We start from the raw sequence: 17,968 nt of genomic DNA on the forward strand, positions 1-17,968 counted from the left end.
TCCTCCTTTCCACGCTCAACTCCCGCCGGGAAGCTTGGTTCCTGAGCCAGTGCCAAGTAGAACCAGACGGAGCTTACCGATGCCGGCTTGGTTGCTCGCGGGAGCTTTTTATGGACGTTCCGGCTGGCCACTTTGGGCGGCGGCGAGAATGGCGTCGATGAGGAGGTGAACCTGCAGTGCCTCGCGCCCGTTGACGCGCGGCTCGCGTCCATCCTCAATGGCATCGAGAAAATCGGCAAGCACGGAGCGATGATGGTCGTGCGGGAAGGCCATAGGATCGGCGCCGGCACCGCCGGCTGCTTCGTCTTCGATTGAGATTTCGGTTCCATCGTGGAAGGAAGCGGCAAGACGTCGCCCGTCAAGGCGGGCCATGCCGCGCGTGCCGATGACGTCGATCTCGTCCGGATAACCGGGGTAGGCACAGGTGGTAGCGCTTACCGTGCCTATTGCTCCGCTTGCGAAGCGAATGGCAGCCATCGCCAGATCTTCCGTCTCCATGCGGTGCACCTTGCTGGTTGTCGTATAGGCTCTGACCTCCTCCGGAAGGCCGGCGAGCGAAACCAGAAGGTCAAGTGTGTGGATGGCCTGGGTGAGAAGCACGCCGCCGCCATCGCGAGCCCGCGTGCCGCGTCCCGGCTGGTCATAATAGCTTTGCGGCCGCCAGTTGTGGAGACGCGCCGAAGCGCTGACGATCTCGCCGAGGCGTCCGTCATGGATCAGTGCGGCAAGTGCAATTCTGACCGGACGAAAGCGATGCTGAAGCACGATGCCAAGCTTTATGCCGGCATGCTCCGTCACCTCGACCAGCGCCCTCGCCCGCTCCTGTGTGATCTCCAGCGGCTTTTCGAGAAGCACATGCTTGTTTGCTTCGGCTGCCCGCCGCACCAGCTTAAGATGCGTATTGGGCGGCGTCAGGATCATGACCGCGGCTATAGACGGGTCGGCGAATATTGTCTCGGCGTCCTCGCAAGTCGCAAAACCGTAAGTTCCTGAAAATGCTTGCCGCCTCGCAGGCGTCGGGCTGAAGGCGGCAGCGACCTCCACCCTATCTTGAAGATCGAGCAGCCCTTTGGCATGCGGCGCTGCTGCCATGCCGAGACCGATCAGCCCGATGCGCAATTTTGCCATCTCAGTCTCTCCGTCAACCCGTCAGTCGGTCGATACAGGAATGCCCGCATTCACCTGCTTGTCAATGTCTTCGATATGGCCGCGTCTCCAACTTCCTCTGCCTGTTTTCTCCCGCGCACTGACGTTGAGAAACCGCCGCGGCGGCGCAAAAAATTCATCATACAAGTGCGTAGGTTTTGTATGTTGACATTACACCTTGCTGGTTCTAGCCATAATGGGCCGGTTGGAGGAGCGGCAAGAATGAGGGGGCTGATCGATCCAAATCTTCTGTATCCAGGAGAAAAGCGCACGCGCCTCTATTCGGAGGTAAGCAGCGCGCGCCATCGTGAGCCTAATGGGCACCGAGATGTGTCGGTTGCCCTCGATGAACCCTTTTCTAATTCCGCGGAGCTTCTCAATCGTGCCGGACCACCAGCGTCCGGTCGCGAAAGAGCGCCGGAAGGAGGACGAAAGCTTGCGAGGGCCCGTTTTTTGGCTCGCAAAGAAGGCGTTACCTGATCTGAAAAATTAAATCGTCATGCAAAACGGGAGGAGAGCATGAAAAACTTAGTTAAACTGGCGGCGGGTCTTATGGTTGCCGCCTCGTTCATGAGCAGCGCGGCCAGCGCTCAAACGGTGCTGAAATCGTCCGATACTCATCCGGACGGCTATCCGACCGTCGAGGGCGTCAAATATTTCGGCGAGCTGGTGAAAGAGCGCACGCAGGGCCGCTATTCGGTCGAAGTTTATCATTCCGCCCAACTCGGCGAGGAGAAGGACACGATCGAGCAGGTGCGTTCGGGCGTGATCGAGCTGAACCGCATCTCGATGGCGCCGTTCAACGGGACGGTGAAGGAAACCATCGTTCCGGCGCTGCCCTATGTCTTCCGTTCGGAAGAGCACATGCACAAGGTCATGGACGGCGCGATCGGCGACCAGATCAAGAAGGCGTTCGAACCGGCCGGCCTCGTGGTGCTGGCATATTATGACGCCGGGGCGCGGTCGTTCTATAACAAGACGAAGCCGATCAGCACGGTTGCCGACATGAAAGGCCTGAAGTTCCGCGTAATCCAGTCCGACATCTTCGTTGACATGGTGGCGGCCCTCGGCGCCAACGCCACGCCTATGCCCTATGGCGAAGTGTACTCGGCGATCGAAACGGGCGTCATCGATGGCGCGGAAAACAACTTCCCGAGCTACGACACCGCCAAGCACGCAGAAGTGGCGAAGAACTACTCGCTCGACGAGCACACGATCCTGCCGGAGGTGTTCGTCATGAACAAGGTCGCGTTCGACAAGCTGACGCCGGAGGATCAGGAGATCTTCAAGCAGGCGGCCAAGGACAGCGTCGCCAAGCAGCGCGAGCTTTGGGCAGCCAAAGTCTCTGAATCGCGCGCCAATGTCGAAAAGCTCGGCGCGCAGATCACCACGCCGGACAAGCAGGGCTTCATCGACGCCATGGCCCCGGTTTACGAGAAGCACGTCACCGACGACGTGCTGAAGAAGATGGTCGAGGATGTAAAGGCGGTGCAGTAGCCGCACCTTGCCTTTTTTGCGGGAAGGCGACGTAAGCTACCGGGGTGGGCGGTCATCTCCGCCCCGGTTCATCTGCCGTTTCGCGCATATCTTCATCGATCCTCCCGATAAGGGAGAGTGAACGCCCAATTCGACGAGGTCCTTTATGTCGAATAGCCTGACACCCGCCGTCAACTTCCTGGCGCGCCTGAGCAACGCCGCCCTGTGGCTCGCCGGCGCCGGCCTGGTGCTGATGACGGCCTTCGTCGCCTGGCAGGTATTTTGCCGCTACGTGCTGAACGACTCGCCGAGTTGGACGGAGCCGGGCTCCGTCATGCTGATGAGTTGGTTCATCTTCCTCGGCGCTGCCGTCGGCATCCGGGAGAACAACCATCTTGGTTTCGACGTGCTGCTCTACGTGCTGCCGAAATCCGGCAAGCGCGTCCTGCGCATGATCTCGGACGTGGTCATTCTCGCCTTCGGTGCCGGCATGATCTGGTACGGCGGTGCGCTCATGAACCTGACCTGGAACACCACCTTGCCGTCGTTGGGAATTTCGGGCGCGTTCGACTATCTGCCGCTCGCCGGCGGCGGCGTGCTTGCCGTGATCTTCTCGCTGGAGCGCATCGTGCTCCGCCTCGCCGGCGAACCGATCGACGATGCGCTGGATGAGGTTTTGCCGGCCGAGATCGCCGTCGAGATCGAAAACGTCAATGCCGACCCGAACGTCAAATTGAAAGTATAGTGCGATGGAACTCTGGATCCTGTTCGGTGTCTTCACCACTCTGATGCTGATAGGCACGCCGATCGCCTTCTGCCTCGGCGTCGCCAGCTTCGCCACGGTGGTCTACATGGGCCTGCCGCCGCTGGTCGTCTTCCAGCGGCTCAATTCCGGCATGAGCGTGTTTTCGCTGCTCGCCATCCCCTTCTTCATCTACGCCGGCGACCTGATGGTGCGCGGTGGCATCGCGAGCCGCATCGTCTCCTTCGCCGCTTCCCTCGTCGGCCACGTGCGCGGCGGCCTCGGCCAGGTCAACATCGTCACTGCGACGCTGTTCGGCGGCATTTCCGGTTCGGCGGTGGCGGAAGCCGCAGCCGTCGGTGGCCTGATGATCCCGCAGATGAAGCAGCGCGGCTATGGCGCGGACTACGCCGTCAACGTCACCTCGATGGCGGCGCTGATCGCGCTGCTTCTGCCGCCCTCCCACAACATGATCATCTATTCGATCTCTGCCGGCGGCAAGATATCCATCGCCGACCTGTTCACCGCCGGCATACTGCCAGGCCTTTTGCTTGCAGTTGCACTCATGGTGACTGCCTACATCGTCGCGCGCTCGCGCGGCTATCCGACGGAGCCGTTCCCCGGCTTTACCATGGTGGCGCATCTGCTCGCTGTCGCGTTGCCCGGGCTCCTGCTGATCGCCATCATCTTCGGCGGCGTGAGGTCCGGCATCTTCACGGCGACGGAAAGCTCGTGCATCGCTGTGCTCTACGCGCTGCTGGTGACCGTCTTCGTCTACCGCCAGATGAGCTGGAAAGACTTCGTCCACGCCACGCAAGGCGCCGTGCGCACGACGGCAATGGTGCTTTTGATCATCGGCACCGCCGCCGCTTTCTCCTGGCTGATGGCCTTCCTCAAGGTGCCTGCCTCGCTGGTGGCCTGGATGAAGGCCGTGGCCGACGATCCACTGACGGTACTGCTCCTGCTCAATGTTTTGATGCTTGTGCTCGGCACCTTCATGGACATGGGACCGACGATCATCATCTGCACACCGATCTTCCTTCCGGTGGCGCAGGCCTACGGCGTCGATCCGGTGCATTTCGGCGTGATCATGATCCTGAATTTCGGCATCGGGCTGAACACGCCTCCAGTCGGCGCGGTGCAATTCGTGGCTTGTGCGGTCGGCAAGATTTCCGTCTGGGAGGCTATGCGTTCTATCTGGCCGTTCTACGGCGCAGGCCTCGTGGTGCTCGGACTGGTCACCTACATCCCGGCCATTTCGCTGTGGCTGCCGGCTGCGTTCAAGTAGGAGAGCGACATGGCGGCCGATGCAGTCGTTGATTTGAGGATCGAGCGAAGGCCGAAACTCTCTGAAAGCGTGGTTTCGGCCATCCGCGCGCAGGTCTTGTCTGGGGAATATGCGCCCGGCCAGAAGCTGCCGACGGAGAGCCGGATGGGCGAGCTCTTCGGCGTCAGCCGCACCGTTGTCCGCGAGGCGATTGCGACCCTCGCCGCCGATGGACTCGTCGAGGCGCGGCAAGGCGCCGGCGTCTTCGTCAAGGACCACCCGACGCTTGCCTTCGGTTCGATCACCCTCGACGTCGGTAACAAGATCTCCCATGCGCTTAACGTGATCGAGGTGCGCATGGGGCTCGAGATCGAAAGTGCGGGGCTTGCTGCGCTCCGGCGCAATGCCGCCCAGGAGGCACAGATCCACGAAGCTTTCTTCGAATTCGACCGGCTGCTTGAGCGTGGCGAGGCAACGGGCAAGAGCGACTTTGCTTTCCATCGCGCAATTGCGGCTGCCACGAACAACTCCTATTATGTCGAGGTTCTCGATGCACTCGGCATGCGGGCAATCCCCTGCGACGTCGCTTCGCCCTGGGGTACCGACAGCATGCTATCCCGCAACTACCAGGAAGGTCTGCAGCGCGAGCATCTGGCAATCCTGAAGGCGATTTCCGCAAGCGACCCGGAAGCCGCCCGCGCCGCCATGCGCGCCCACCTGACCGCCAGCCAGGAACGCTATCGCGACCTGTTGAGCGGCCAGCAGGCAAAATGGATTTCAGGAACGGCCAAGCGCAAGGGCTGATATCCTTTTCTTCCAACCCGAAGGTAGCCTGTGTTGGCAGAGCCCGCTCACACGCAGCTTCAAAAAACTGGCGTCTGTTTCAAAAGGGCCATGCAGATCGCATCGACGGCTGAAACCTTGTGCGCACTCAACTGTGAATGGCTGAAATCGCGACCATGCTGTAATCTTCAGCCGGAATAACGAGGACTCAACGTGGAACGAAAGCTCGCTGCAATCATGGCCGGCGACATCGCCGGATATAGCCGCCTCATGGCCGAGGATGAGGCGGCGACCTATGCAGAGCTGCGTTCAGTTTTCGACGATATAATCAAACCGTCGGTCGAGCGCCACGGTGGCCGGATTTTCAAGAGCGCCGGCGACGGGTTCCTTGCCGCATTTCCAAGCGTGAATGAAGCCCTTGATGCGGCTATCGGCATCCAGCTCGGCTTTGCCGAAAGCCCTTTCAATCTGCGTCTCGGTATAAATCTTGGAGATGTCATCGAAGATGATGGCGACATGTTTGGTGATGGCGTCAACGTCGCGTCGCGACTTGAATCCATGGCCGAGCCTGGCAGCATTCTTGTGAGTGCTGCGGTCGTCCGGAGCGCCGACCGCGGTCGTAGTGACCTTTTCCAAAGAATTGGCTTCCGGCAAGTCAAAAACATCCCTGAGCAACTTGAGGTATATGCGGTCAGGTTAGACGACGCCAGTGGTAGCGGATTGAGGCGGCTCACGCGCGCCCTGCACGGGTCGCGCGGAGCGGTGCCCTATGCGATTGGCCTAAGCATCCTCCTGCTTTTCATCGCAGCAACCCAGGTTCCTGGATTGAAAGCGATGACAGAAACGATCGCCGACAGGGTTACCTGGCTGTCCGGCGTCGGAGATATGGATCGGCGTCCCTCAGTTGCCGTGCTTCCCTTCGACAATATGAGTGGCGATACGGGACAGAACTATTTTGCCGATGGACTCACGGAAGACATCATCACGGAACTGGCGCGCAATCCCGAGCTTCAGGTGATCGCTCGCAATTCCACATTCGCATTGCGTGGAGAGGCGGCCGATATTCGCGAAGTCGGCGAAAAGTTGGATGCTGGCTATATCGTGGAAGGCAGCGCGCGGCGAGTGGGTGATCAGCTTCGCGTCGTCGCGCAGCTGATTGATACGCGCAGCGGCGCCCATCTGTGGTCGAAAAGCTATGATCGCCGCATCGCAGACGTCTTTGCCGTACAGACGGAACTCACGACCGAGATTGTTTCGCACCTCGTATCATATGTTCGCGAATCTGAAGTTGCCGACGCCTCAAAGCGGCCAACCGAAAACCTGCAGGCCTATGACCTCGTCCTCCAAGCGCGCGACCGTTACAAACATGGTTCGAAAGACAAAGAAGCGCTTCTTGCCGCGCGAGCACTCTATCATCGCGCGTTGGAGCTGGATCCGGGATATGCGTTGGCACGAGCCCATCTCGGCATGACCTACATCATCGACATGACGCAAGGCGTAAGCGGGCGAGCCACGATGGCCGACGTGGAGACGGGCTTGAGCGAGGCGCGACAGGCGATCCGTCTCGATCCCAACCTTGCCATTGGTTACCAGGTGTTGAGCTTCGGTCTTGCAGCCAGCGGTGATTATCCCGGCGCCTTGCAGGCCGCGGGTCGCGCGGTGGAATTCAATCCCAACGACCCTGACAGCCTGATGGCCTTGGCAAAGGCGCAGGTCCGTTTCGGAGCTTACCGCGAGGCAGTAAGCAACGCCGAACGCGCGCGGCGCCTACACCCTATGGCGCCGGAATACTACACCTATGTCCACGGCCAGGCACTTTATGCCGCTGGTCGTCTGGAAGAGGCAGACAGCGTCATTGGAGAGTGCCTGATCCGTGCGCCGCAGGACGCGGACTGCCTGCTGATCCGAACCGCATTGTTGGCGGGTCGCGGGGATGTGGCGGAAGCCCAGGTTGCAATGGCGCGATTGGTACAAACCAAACCCGAGTTTTCGCTGGCCTCCGAACGCAACTATCGACGCTTTGGAAATTCTCCTCTGATGGAACAATTCCTGCAGGAACTTTCCCGTGCAAAGGCTCCAGAAACCGCTTTGCGTTCAGGCTTTATCGAACGAAACACGGCATGAGCGCGGCAAGTGCTCCCCCCGCGTTCTTCTGTGCCTTCTGGATCGATGAGAAATTAATCCAGCCTCTGAATCCGCTTGCGCCTGCGCAGGATTCCAGCGAGTGTTAACTTGCCAATAGGTTGTGGGATGAGCCATGGACAGTGCGCAGTGGGTTCAGCCGGTAATGATCGTCTGCAAGCAAAGCGGACAGCTCTACACTATTACAAATACCCAGGAAGCCCTCGATATCCTTCTCCGGTATTGGCCAGTCTCTGATGGCAAAGCTTTTTTCGATGCCATGGAAGTATGCATCGGCGTAGCTGAGGGAAGAACGTCAAAAGAGCAAGCAAGACAAGCCTTCATCGATGCCGCCCACGAGGCGCAAATCCCCGTCGAAATTCCTGACATCATCAGAGTGAGAGTCTGATTTTCCGTGCAATTCTAAGCTAAGCAGCTGGCTAGGATGCGTTTTTATCATATCGCATTCTTGCGGAAGCGCTTTGTGAGGTCACCGAAGGCATTGGACCGCGCGCCCTCGGCGATTATCGTTGGCGGCAGCTCCCGTTCGAGCACAAGGCACTACGGGTTTGCGGCGAAGACACCAAATTCCGCGCGAGTTCTGAACCGCAACGATTTTACGCACTGAATCCCAACTGGCTAAGCCGAGCGTAAAGACCGTCATCGAGCTTCGCAAGCGTCTCGTGATTGCCTTCTTCGACGACACGGCCCTGCTGCATGACGACGATCTTGTCGGCGCGCACGACGGTGGAAAGCCGGTGGGCGATGACGACGACAGTGCGGCCGGTCATCGCTTCGTCGAGAGCCCTTTGGACGGCAGCTTCGGATTCGGTGTCGAGAGCGGAGGTTGCCTCGTCGAGCAAGAGGATCGGAGCGTTGCGCACTAGCGCGCGGGCAATCGACAGGCGCTGGCGCTGGCCGCCCGACAGCGTCACGCCGCTTTCGCCGACGGGCGTATCGTAGCCCTGCGGCTGCGCCAAGATGAAATCATGCGCGTAGGCAAGCCGTGCGGCTTCCTCGACCTCGGCATCGGTCGCATCCGGCCGGCCATATCGGATATTGTTGCGGATCGAGCCTTCGAAGAGGTAGGGTTGCTGCGAGACATAGGCGAGCTGCTCACGCAGCGACTGTTTGGTGACATGGGCGATGTCCTGCCCGTCGATCAGGATCTCGCCGCCCGCCGGATCATAGAAGCGCGGGATCAGATTCATGATCGTCGATTTTCCGGCGCCGGACGGGCCGACGAGCGCTGTCGTCTTACCGCCTTCGGCGACGAAGCTGACCCCGTTGAGAACGCTATCGGCGCCATAAGCGAAGGAGACGTCGCGAAATTCGATCCGTGCCTCCGTCGGCCTCAGCGGCTTAGCATCCGGCAGGTCGCGCTGGCGTGGCTCCATGTCCAGCACTTCGTAGATCATCCGTGCGTGGACGGCCGCGCGCTCCATCTGCACCTGCAGCTTCGCAAGACGGCGCAGTGGATCGTAGAGCAGCAGCAGCGCCGTGAAGAAAGAGAAGAAGGCACCCGGCGGTACGTTGAAATAGATCGAGCGATAGGCGGCATAAGCAAGTAAACCGGCCAGCATGAGGCCGGCAAAACTCTCGGTTACGGGTGCATTGCGTTCCGATAGGCGGGCAAGGTGATTGGCTCGATTTTCGACCGCAATGATGACGTTTTCGACCCGGGCCTCCAGCGCGCGCTCCATCGTAAAGGCCTTAACCACGGAAATGCCCTGGATCGTCTCCTGCAAAGTTCCGAAGAAAATGCTGTTGAGCCGGATGCCTCTTGCCGCAACCTCTTTGAGGCGACGTGAAAAATACCTGAGCCCGAAGAGCAGCGCCGGTGCCATCACCAAAACGACGGTACTTAGCAGCGGGTCCTGATAGACCATCACTGCGAGCAGCGAGACGAAGGAGAGCATGTCCCTCGCCGTCGACGTAACCGTCAGATTGAGAACGTCGCGTATGCCGGAAATATTCTGGCTCAATAACCCAGCGACCTGCCCCGACCGTCGCTGGTCGAAAAATTCGACCGGAAGCGTCATTAGATGGGCCGCAAGCCGCTTCTGGTAGCGGGCGACGATACCGTTGCTGACCCTTGAAAGAGCAACAGCCTGACCATAGCTTGCAAATCCTCGGATGACGAATGCGGCGAAGAGTGAGAGACAGATTAGCGCGACGAGCTCTGCGTCTTTACTGACGAAGGCCTCATCGACAATGCTCTTCATCACGTAAGCCGTATAGGCAGTAGAAAGCGCGACCGCAGCGAGGCAGGCTATCGCGAAGCTATAGCCTGGAATATGGTCCCTAAAATTTTCGGAGACCACCCGCTTCAATATCTCAAGAGTGCGGACGTTCTGTTTTGCTGGAGACATGAGCGCTCGTATGAATTCCCCGCCGGCTCAGCCAAGCGATAAGGTTCGAGCTGGCGTCTTACCGGCCAATGACCGGAAAGTCGAGTATTCATCGCGCCTGACGAAACGGCGCGTCTGCCGGGAAGCATTCGGCTGATCGTGTTGCATAGCCGTCAGATTCCTATAGACCCTGCGGAGGAACGCGACTGCCATTAAGTTTAGAATGGGGTCGGGCAGCAGATTGACGTCACGCTGCTGCCACGAGATCACGTGGCCGTCCTCGTTCTGGCCTGCGAGCCGTTTGCCGCCTTGGGAGATTGCCAGACACGAAAAATGTCGCAGAATCCTGATCTGGTCTCCTGCTACTCACTTGGTGAACCTCACTTGGAATCGGTGAGACGGCTTGATAACAACATGACCTCGGAAAACAACGGAAGGGACTACGTCAGCCACGTGGTCTCGAACAGGGCAATTAGAATGGATCCGGTCAAGAGCGACCTGCTCAACGCATGGGTTGTCAGCGAGTCTAAAATTGGTACGATGTCTCAATGCACCGGCGTAGCAAATAATTTTGGTGGGCCAGTCCTTCAAAAACCCGTTGTGGTAAAACACGGCATCTCAAAATATTTTTCACCGCGTTTGTTCTCTTCACGAGAAGCAAGGCCTGATGTCATCATTTCCTGTGGTTTCAGGTCTGAGAGCCACGTCATAAAGATGAAACGAGCCTTCAAACGCCGGCCGTTTATAGTGCATCTCCAGCGCCCGAGGGTATCCGGTTATGATTTGGTTTTCGTATCCAATCATGACTGGACAAATGAGTTCGATGAACTGCCGCAATACGAGCGGATGGTAGGCGTGCCACATCGGCTCCGGGCCGAAGAGATACTGCTGCGGCGGGAAAATGCCAGGCGCCTGTATAATCCGCAGGGACGCAAAATAGCCTCCGTGTTCGTGGGAGGTTCAAACGGTGCCTACGTTTATGACGATCGGGCGATAAGCGGCATCCAGGACGCGGTTAGAACTCTTGCAGACGACGACTGGCAAGTTCTCGTGTCAACATCTCGAAGATCCGACGATGAGACGTTGCGAAAACTACGCGAGATTGAATCGCCAACCGTCACCGTTTGGGATCGATGTGAACCAAATCCTTACATTGACTACGTCGCGGCGGCTGACGCCTTTCTCATCACAAAGGATTCAGTGACAATGCCATGCGAGGCGCTAGTGACCGGCCGACCGGTATATTCCTTGGATCTGTCAGCTGTTCCCGGCGATAGGCTGGTGAAGTTTGAGCGCTTTCATCGAGATCTGCGAGAAACATTGAAGTTGACGCGGTCGTTCGAAGGTCGACTTGAGGCTTATTCGTATTCACCGCTAAATGAAGCCAAGCGTATTGCGCGCGTCATTGAACGAAGGATCGGGTTCCAACCCGGCCCATTGACTGGAGAATAGTCAGACGTTTTCGAAGCGTCCGTCGTAGCGATAGCCGATTTTCAGCAATGCGGAAACGGGCGAAAAACAATCCAATTCAATGGACTTTCTACCTGCATACTGCTTTGCCGCAGCGAAGAACGCGAGAATACGATGCTCTGCCGATAGTATTCCAGTATAAGCGGAGGAGGTTTCATTTTCGTAGAACCGAGGGAGATTCGCGTTCGAAATATCTATACCAAAAAGGCCAATGCGCGTCGCGCCCGACGCTAACGCAAATTGCATGGCAGTTGCGGCGACAGAGCCCGCGGGGAATACGCCTTTGTCAGGATCTATCGATACTGCCGAATTCTCACTCCGGAAAAGCAAGCCGCTCTGAACAGCCCCTTCTGAACGTCGTTTTTGCCCATATGGTGCAAGAATGTTTCTGATGAGCACTACCTTTCTGTCTCGAAGCCAGGCACTGTCAATCTCACAAATCGCTCGAATGACGCTGATCGATAGTAAACATGGAACGTTCTGAGGAACCTTTTCCTTAAGGAGAGTGAAATGCCTCCACACGAAGCGCTCATCCTCCACAACTACAGCGAGCGGCTCTTGTATCTTTGATCCAATAAGGCTTATCGCTCCGTTGAGTAACAACGCACTGCCGGCCGGTATCTTCTCAATTGCGCACTGGTTGATTGACGGGCCGCTGCCGACGATAAAAACACAGTCAGGTTTGTTTGGATTGACATCAGCAAAAGCCAGCGTTTCAACAATATCGACCGACCGATAACGAATTAAGGCTTGTTGCCGCTCCTCGAAGGAAATGATTTTGAGCCCCGGCAGCCAATCTTGAAAATGGCTTTTAGATCGGCCGAGAAACAGCCTAACGCCGATTTTGATAATGGATCGTGCCAACGGGCGGTTTGCTGAGTGAAATATCTCTCCCATGACAACGCTACCTGATCGTTTTCTTAGCAAGAGCGGGCGCTTGAAATCTTCGCTATCTGTAGCGTCTCCTGAAGGCCGGCCGCGCGTGTGATTGTTCAAAGTGTGGTCTGTGCAAAGTTATTGGCTTGCGACTACTAGGAGTGTCAAGGTAATAATCGCGACGAGAACAAAACCGTATCTCGACTGCCGAACGTCGAACTGACCGGTAGAAAACTGGCTGTCACGCGAACTGCCTACTTCTATGAAATCCTTGAGTTATTATGAACATTAGTCAACTTCGCAAGCGGGTGTACCGAACACTAAAATACAAACTTGCACGGCCAAGCCCTCCGGATTTACGCAGTCCGTTTCGCGGTCCCGTCGTCGTGGTTGGATCTGCCCCGCAAGCAAATCTCCCTGCTGGATTAGATCGCAATTATAGCATTGTGACAGTCAACGGGTCTCAGGCTGTCACAAAAAACTGGGGCATCGAGAGACCAGACATTACATTCATGCAATTCAACCAGATCAGAGGTCAAAATACCAATGCGGTTGAGGTTCGCCGGGTGCTGCGGGGACAGTCTACAAAGGCCTTATATGTCTTTCTCTGGCCGGAGGGTGAGGAAGCACTCAAGGCGGGCTTGAGCGCATTTCACTACCATTACGAGAGTCTAACGCTTGTCAACAAATACGAAAGAATGGCGCTACTCGATAAAGTTTGCGGCCTAAAGACTGCGGAAATGGACGCGAGTGAAAAGTGTTCCAACGGGGTAAATGCGGTGCTGTTTGCCTTTTGCCATGGCGCGAGTGAAGTCATAATTACCGGTATTAATCCTCGGTCCACTGGGCATGCGTACAACAACGAAAATCTTGGGCGACTTCATCAAACTATGGACGAGATGGTTTTCAGTAAGCTGTTGCGCGATGGGTGGCCGCTTTACACCGCGGATCCTCAAGTTTCTTCAGCGATCGGCATACCGCTATGGATGCCGGCGTAATGCGTGAATGCGACGTATAGCCACACGAGGTTGATCGCAGAACTCACGGGAGACCGGAACTTCGTAAGGCGGTCCCCGCCGGAGGGTAGTGGCAGGTCACAATGATGGGATAGTCGAGTATTCATCAAGATTGCCAACGGGCGTGGCTTCGGGAGCCAATTCGGCTGATGGTGCGTGCACACCCATCAAGAGCGTGTAAACGCCGCGGCATTTTCGCTGTGGCTTACCGGAAGCGCCCCGATTGAAGGAGCCGCCTCGATATTGCTATTTTTGCTCATTCCAATATGACCTCGACTTCTCAATCACTCGTGGGCGCCGATTTATGAAGTACAGGACAGAGATCGAAGGACTTCGCGCCGTAGCTGTCTTGTCCGTGATTGTTTTCCATGCGTATCCAAATGCTCTGCCAGGAGGCTTTATCGGCGTCGATATATTTTTTGTGATTAGCGGCTATCTGATAACATCGATCATCGTAAGGGACATAGAGGCAGGAACTTTTAACATCGCACGCTTCTTCGAAAAGCGTGCGCGGCGAATTCTGCCCGCTCTTATTTTTGTAATTGCATGCTGTGTTCCGGCCGCGTGGTATTGGATGATGCCGGCGGAATTACGCGCGTTCTCGGATTCAGTTATTGCAGCATGCCTCTCGGTATCAAATATCTTCTTCTGGACAAAAAGTGGGTATTTTTCGCCTGAAACGGCCCAAATGCCGCTACTTCATACATGGAGCCTTGGGGTCGAGGAGCAGTTTTACGCGATCTATCCGTTTTTGCTACTTGTAATAGGCAAGAAGTCATACAAGAAGAACGCAACGCTACTATTTTTAGTGGCGGGAGCCACAGTCAGTATTATAGTAAGTTACATATGCTCGAAATATGTCCCCGAACTGAACTTTTATTTTCTTCCGACACGAGCATGGGAGTTTTTCTTTGGAGGGGCCTGCGCTGTCTTCTCCGGCGGCCGAGAACGCGATCATGGATGGTGGGCTTGCGCGGGGATCATCCTTATCGGCTTTGCGGTTATCTGTTTCGATGAGAGCTCTCAGTTCCCCGCAGCAAGTCTAGCGGTAGCTGGAACGTGTTTAGTCCTAACATTTGCGAGAAGCGGGAATTTTGTAGGAAATTGCCTATCCCTATCACCTCTCGTGATGGTCGGCAGCATCAGCTACAGCGCGTACTTGTGGCATCAGCCCCTGTTTGCTTTTGCTAAAATTCGCAGCGTAGACGCGCCAAACGGAATGACGATGTTCGCTTTGATAGTCGTCTCCTTGGCATTGGCATATTGCACATACCGTTTCATTGAACTGCCATTCAGACGCAAGCCTGACCAAGAAATTCATGTTAGCAAGGGATTCGTCGGTGGCTGCGCTGTCTTTACAATCGCGCTTGTTAGTTTTGGAATCTACGGAAACCTCACAAAAGGCGCCCCATCCCGGCTACCACCTCAAATTTCCAATTTTATTCAAGAGAACGCATGGAATCGACGCTGTCTAGCATTTAAGGATCCTTCTCCGCTCCAATTGCCGGAACCAAGTTGCGTTTATAATTCTGAGCATGATTCTAGCTACGCGATCGTAGGGGATTCCATAGCTTCGTCACTGAGCCCCTCTCTAGCCGCGCAACTCGATCGACACGGCATTGCTTTGGAGCAGATGACACATACCGCATGCGCTCCAATCGTGGGAATTAAGAGCAGTGGAGAGTCCGCACAAGGCTGTCCAAACTATATTCGGACTGCATTCGAACGTATCAAAGCCAGTGGGGTTAAAACAGTCATCCTAGCTGGGGCGTGGATCACGTTTTTCGACGAGAAGAACCTGGTGCTCAACAAACAACAAATCACGCTTGCCTCTTCGAAGGGAAAAGCCCTGGTGCGTGAAGCGCTTCAATCGACGGTGAATGAACTAAGGGAATCCGGCATTCGGGTCGTTTTGCTGTACCCTGTCCCCAGGGGAGATTCACAGGTTGTGGCCAAGGTCGCCAAACTAATGCTAACCGGCAACCTGAAGCCAACAGTTTCGGTTTCTAAGGAAAAATATTCTTCCCAGGCGAAAGACGCAGTTGGTTACCTGGACAGCATTAAGGGCGGTAATATAATCAGGGTTTTTCCCTCGCATTCGTTTTGCAGCACAGCTGACAATAACTGTGTTTTAGCATCAGGAGGCCAAGCTTATATTTACGACAAACTTCACCTCACGAGGGCAGGTGCAGATGTTGTCGCAAAGAATATCGTTGGCGCTCTAATTAATTGACCGAGCTCCAGGCGCATTGCCTCATATTATCGTCTTTATAGGTGTTTAGAATTGGCGTTATCAAAGCCCTGCCTTACAGTCCGGCGAACTCATGGCCGACGATGGATAGATCCAGTTTTGGCCTTCTTACGGCACTCGATCTTCTTCTGCATCTGCTCAAGGCAGGCAAACATGTTCTCGTATTCTCAGGATTTTCCATGGCCAATCGCAAAGCCGTTTTGATCAATGATACCTCTACAAAGCCGCACCTAGGATGCCGTCTCGTTGTAGCTCAAATTGTAAACCTCGCCTCTCAAGAGGGCATCGAAATTAGCGCGACGTCATCCGTTCATGTCGATTGGCGTGAGCAGCCACTTGTACAGGAACATATGCGAAAGGCCGACCTCGTTATTGTTAATGGTGAAGGTACTCTCCATGATGCAACCAAACAGGCAAAGGCTCTCGCAGATGTCGCTCCTTTTTGCCGTGATGCGGGGGTGGCTTGCGTACTCATAAACTCGGTTTTCGAAAGAAATGACGAGGCTATCGCAAAGGCATGCAGTTTTTTCGATAAGATCTATGTCAGGGAATCTCTGAGCGCAAAAAGCGCCACTTCATTGGGCCTTAGGGTCAATGTGGTGCCGGATTTGACGATCTCAAGCAATGTATTTGCTCCGACGTCCGGAACAGAGCGGAATACCCAAATTGTTGTCACGGATAACGCCAACAAGGTGGCGCAAAAGGAAATCATCGATCTCGCGATTCGACGGAAGGATACGACTTTCTTGAATCTCAACACGAGCGACTTGGAAAATCCCTTCATGGATCAACAGCTGCGACCTCGTGTGGTATTTTCCCCTAGCGGCCAAGTAACGGGGACTCCGCCTCATCGCTCTCCTGGGCGCATATCATACAAGGCTTTTCGAAAGTCGGTCTTCCGGCCCAACATGATGCAGCGCTGGGCCATGACTAGAGACTTTTCTCGTTTCCGTCCAGCGACTGAGATTTTGGCAACGATCGCCCAGGCAAAATGCGTTGTCGCGGGACGTTTTCATGCCGCCTGTCTCTGCCTTCTTGCCGATACTCCCTTTGTCGCTGTTGCGTCAAACACGTCCAAGACGCGCGGGATGCTGATAGACGCGGGCATTCCGGGGTTGCTGGCGACAGACGCGGGCACAGCGTTTAGCTCGGAGTTCAAATGGGGCGATGCCGAAAAGGTTGCTGCTGCAGAGTATGTTGCGCGAGCTAAGCGCGACGCGACAGCGATGTTTCGTGATATCGCCTCTTTAATTGATTAGGGCTCTCGCTTGCAGTGTCTCGTCATGGCTTGGAACTTCTTGATCTAGTTGGCATTTTCAAGAATTCCGTTGACGACGCGTGCGATTGGTGGCGTGGCGTCGATTTGTGATTGCGTCCTTTGGAAGGTCTTCTTTCGTCGCATGTAATCGCGCGATGAATTCCCGTTCGTTGCTCGTCCGCTCCCTGAGTGTTGATTTTACTCTGGCACTGCAAGGTAAAGTAGTGAATGGGTGAACGTGGAACCTGAAATATTGGATACTGCCTCAAGGACGAGGCGATGCGACGATGCGACGAATTGGAAGCGGCCGCGGCCGAACGCCAGACGGTCAGCAATGAAAGTTCGTTCGCCGTTGATCTATTCTGCTTTGGACCCAGGAAAATGCGGCTTCTTTTTTTTCATCCACGCCGGTCTGAGCGATCGAAACATCTGATCGATCTTTCGCGCCGCGCCAGTCAGACTGATGAGTTTATCGACCTCGGCATCGGTGTTCCCGAGACGCTCGGAAAGCACTTCTGCAGCGGCCAAGGCAATGTCCGTCTTTGAAATTTCCGGAAAGAGATCACTCAAGTTCTCGTAAACGTTTACTGCAACGCCATCATGTATCGAAATCTTGTTGGCCCTTGCTAGCAGTCTAAAGCAAGTTTGCTCGAAACTCCAATCGTGTGCAGCAACCACTCTCCATTTTTCGGTCCGGCGCGCTGAGAATCCCGCGAGTACGATAGAGCCGGGAAGGTCCATACGTGTCAGCCACATCGCCATCGCAAAGCCGCTGGTCGGCGTTTTTCCGGGAGTGTAGAAACGGTCGGCAAAGCCAACAAGATCGAGGTGACCGGTCGGGGCACCGTGGAAATCGGCCGACGTATTCAGCTTTTCCAGCACGGACAAGCGGAGATTCAGAATGCCAAGAAATGTCGCTTGCTCGAAAAACGCGAGAACCTCGTCCACTTCGCCCTTGTAGACGATATTTGCTCCCGCGGGTTGGCCGCGCGAGACCAGAATAGCGTTGCCTTTGAAATCTTCAGACAAGGTTTTGTAGACCTTGTTGAAGAACACGAACAAGGCGCTCGCAGGATAATGGCGCTGGAGCAGTTGGACGTCATTTAGACCGCTGTTGGCGACAAGGACAATGTGTGAGAACTGGGAGAAAACTTTCTTCCAGTCCAAGGTATCAGTGAGATCAGCGACGGCGCCCTTAAGCTGAAGCGTGC

At 55.8% G+C, this 17,968-nt stretch carries 14 protein-coding genes; 10 read left to right on the forward strand and 4 right to left on the reverse strand.

Translation table 11 applies throughout. The features are described 5' to 3' along the window. Positions 1-108: 108 nt before the first annotated feature. Positions 109-1,128, reverse strand: a complete 1,020-nt coding sequence (locus ISN39_RS13660; RefSeq protein WP_194727863.1) for a Gfo/Idh/MocA family oxidoreductase — start codon at positions 1,126-1,128, stop codon at positions 109-111. A gap of 537 nt (positions 1,129-1,665) precedes the next feature. Here ISN39_RS13660 and ISN39_RS13665 point away from each other — a divergent pair. The 6 genes from ISN39_RS13665 to ISN39_RS13690 all read left to right on the forward strand — a co-directional run bounded on the left by ISN39_RS13665 (position 1,666) and on the right by ISN39_RS13690 (position 7,944). After that, positions 1,666-2,643 carry a TRAP transporter substrate-binding protein gene (locus ISN39_RS13665; protein WP_194727864.1) on the forward strand — a complete coding sequence of 326 codons (978 nt, stop codon included), beginning with the start codon at positions 1,666-1,668 and terminating at the stop codon, positions 2,641-2,643. Positions 2,644-2,788: 145 nt separating this feature from the next. Next, the gene (locus ISN39_RS13670) at positions 2,789-3,367 is read left to right on the forward strand and encodes a TRAP transporter small permease (RefSeq protein ID WP_194727865.1); all 579 of its coding nucleotides are present in this window, start codon (positions 2,789-2,791) and stop codon (positions 3,365-3,367) included. A gap of 4 nt (positions 3,368-3,371) precedes the next feature. Next, entirely contained in the window at positions 3,372-4,652 is a 1,281-nt protein-coding gene (locus ISN39_RS13675; RefSeq protein ID WP_194727866.1) for a TRAP transporter large permease, read from the forward strand. A 9-nt stretch (positions 4,653-4,661) separates the two neighbouring features. Beyond that, complete coding sequence (locus ISN39_RS13680; RefSeq protein ID WP_194727867.1) at positions 4,662-5,435, forward strand: FadR/GntR family transcriptional regulator; 774 nt, start codon at positions 4,662-4,664, stop codon at positions 5,433-5,435. A 192-nt stretch (positions 5,436-5,627) separates the two neighbouring features. After that, complete coding sequence (locus ISN39_RS13685) at positions 5,628-7,538, forward strand: adenylate/guanylate cyclase domain-containing protein (protein ID WP_194727868.1); 1,911 nt, start codon at positions 5,628-5,630, stop codon at positions 7,536-7,538. A gap of 133 nt (positions 7,539-7,671) precedes the next feature. Beyond that, positions 7,672-7,944 (forward strand): DUF982 domain-containing protein, encoded by a 273-nt coding sequence (locus ISN39_RS13690; RefSeq protein ID WP_194727869.1) that lies wholly within the window; start codon positions 7,672-7,674, stop codon positions 7,942-7,944. Positions 7,945-8,152: 208 nt separating this feature from the next. On the opposite strand, the gene ISN39_RS13695 is transcribed toward ISN39_RS13690, so the two are convergent. Next, positions 8,153-9,907 carry an ABC transporter ATP-binding protein gene (locus ISN39_RS13695; protein ID WP_194727870.1) on the reverse strand — a complete coding sequence of 585 codons (1,755 nt, stop codon included), beginning with the start codon at positions 9,905-9,907 and terminating at the stop codon, positions 8,153-8,155. Between the two features lie 249 nt (positions 9,908-10,156). Here ISN39_RS13695 and ISN39_RS13700 point away from each other — a divergent pair, with 249 nt between their 5' ends. Then, positions 10,157-11,338 (forward strand): ELM1/GtrOC1 family putative glycosyltransferase, encoded by a 1,182-nt coding sequence (locus ISN39_RS13700; protein WP_246763206.1) that lies wholly within the window; start codon positions 10,157-10,159, stop codon positions 11,336-11,338. On the opposite strand, the gene ISN39_RS13705 is transcribed toward ISN39_RS13700, so the two are convergent. Further along, positions 11,339-12,253, reverse strand: coding sequence for a glycosyl transferase (locus ISN39_RS13705; RefSeq protein WP_194727871.1), 915 nt, complete (start codon positions 12,251-12,253; stop codon positions 11,339-11,341). It lies immediately after the preceding gene. 260 nt (positions 12,254-12,513) lie between these two features. Here ISN39_RS13705 and ISN39_RS13710 point away from each other — a divergent pair, with 260 nt between their 5' ends. The 3 genes from ISN39_RS13710 (at position 12,514) to ISN39_RS13720 (ending at position 16,758) form a co-directional block, all read left to right on the forward strand. Next, a complete protein-coding gene (locus ISN39_RS13710; RefSeq protein ID WP_194727872.1) occupies positions 12,514-13,230 on the forward strand; it encodes a membrane-anchored protein in 717 nt (238 codons plus the stop codon). Between the two features lie 322 nt (positions 13,231-13,552). After that, positions 13,553-15,481, forward strand: coding sequence for an acyltransferase family protein (locus tag ISN39_RS13715; protein WP_194727873.1), 1,929 nt, complete (start codon positions 13,553-13,555; stop codon positions 15,479-15,481). A 197-nt stretch (positions 15,482-15,678) separates the two neighbouring features. Then, positions 15,679-16,758: a polysaccharide pyruvyl transferase family protein gene (locus ISN39_RS13720; RefSeq protein WP_194727874.1), complete on the forward strand. Its 1,080-nt coding sequence runs from the start codon at positions 15,679-15,681 to the stop codon at positions 16,756-16,758. Positions 16,759-17,114: 356 nt separating this feature from the next. Here ISN39_RS13720 and ISN39_RS13725 read toward each other — a convergent pair whose 3' ends face one another. Continuing rightward, entirely contained in the window at positions 17,115-17,924 is an 810-nt protein-coding gene (locus ISN39_RS13725; protein WP_194730193.1) for a 3-deoxy-manno-octulosonate cytidylyltransferase, read from the reverse strand. Positions 17,925-17,968 lie beyond the last annotated feature (44 nt).

The organism is Rhizobium sp. 007, from assembly GCF_015353075.1.
GTDB lineage: Bacteria > Pseudomonadota > Alphaproteobacteria > Rhizobiales > Rhizobiaceae > Rhizobium.

Bases quoted from the DNA above. Each gene is read 5' to 3' on its own strand.
- ISN39_RS13710 (WP_194727872.1), top strand. From the start codon at position 12,514: ATGAACATTAGTCAACTTCGCAAGCGGGTGTACCGAACACTAAAATAC.
- ISN39_RS13720 (WP_194727874.1), top strand. From the start codon at position 15,679: ATGGCCAATCGCAAAGCCGTTTTGATCAATGATACCTCTACAAAGCCG.
- ISN39_RS13695 (WP_194727870.1), bottom strand. From the start codon at position 9,907: ATGTCTCCAGCAAAACAGAACGTCCGCACTCTTGAGATATTGAAGCGG.
- ISN39_RS13690 (WP_194727869.1), top strand. From the start codon at position 7,672: ATGGACAGTGCGCAGTGGGTTCAGCCGGTAATGATCGTCTGCAAGCAA.
- ISN39_RS13715 (WP_194727873.1), top strand. From the start codon at position 13,553: ATGAAGTACAGGACAGAGATCGAAGGACTTCGCGCCGTAGCTGTCTTG.
- ISN39_RS13665 (WP_194727864.1), top strand. From the start codon at position 1,666: ATGAAAAACTTAGTTAAACTGGCGGCGGGTCTTATGGTTGCCGCCTCG.
- ISN39_RS13680 (WP_194727867.1), top strand. From the start codon at position 4,662: ATGGCGGCCGATGCAGTCGTTGATTTGAGGATCGAGCGAAGGCCGAAA.
- ISN39_RS13660 (WP_194727863.1), bottom strand. From the start codon at position 1,128: ATGGCAAAATTGCGCATCGGGCTGATCGGTCTCGGCATGGCAGCAGCG.
- ISN39_RS13675 (WP_194727866.1), top strand. From the start codon at position 3,372: ATGGAACTCTGGATCCTGTTCGGTGTCTTCACCACTCTGATGCTGATA.
- ISN39_RS13670 (WP_194727865.1), top strand. From the start codon at position 2,789: ATGTCGAATAGCCTGACACCCGCCGTCAACTTCCTGGCGCGCCTGAGC.
- ISN39_RS13705 (WP_194727871.1), bottom strand. From the start codon at position 12,253: ATGGGAGAGATATTTCACTCAGCAAACCGCCCGTTGGCACGATCCATT.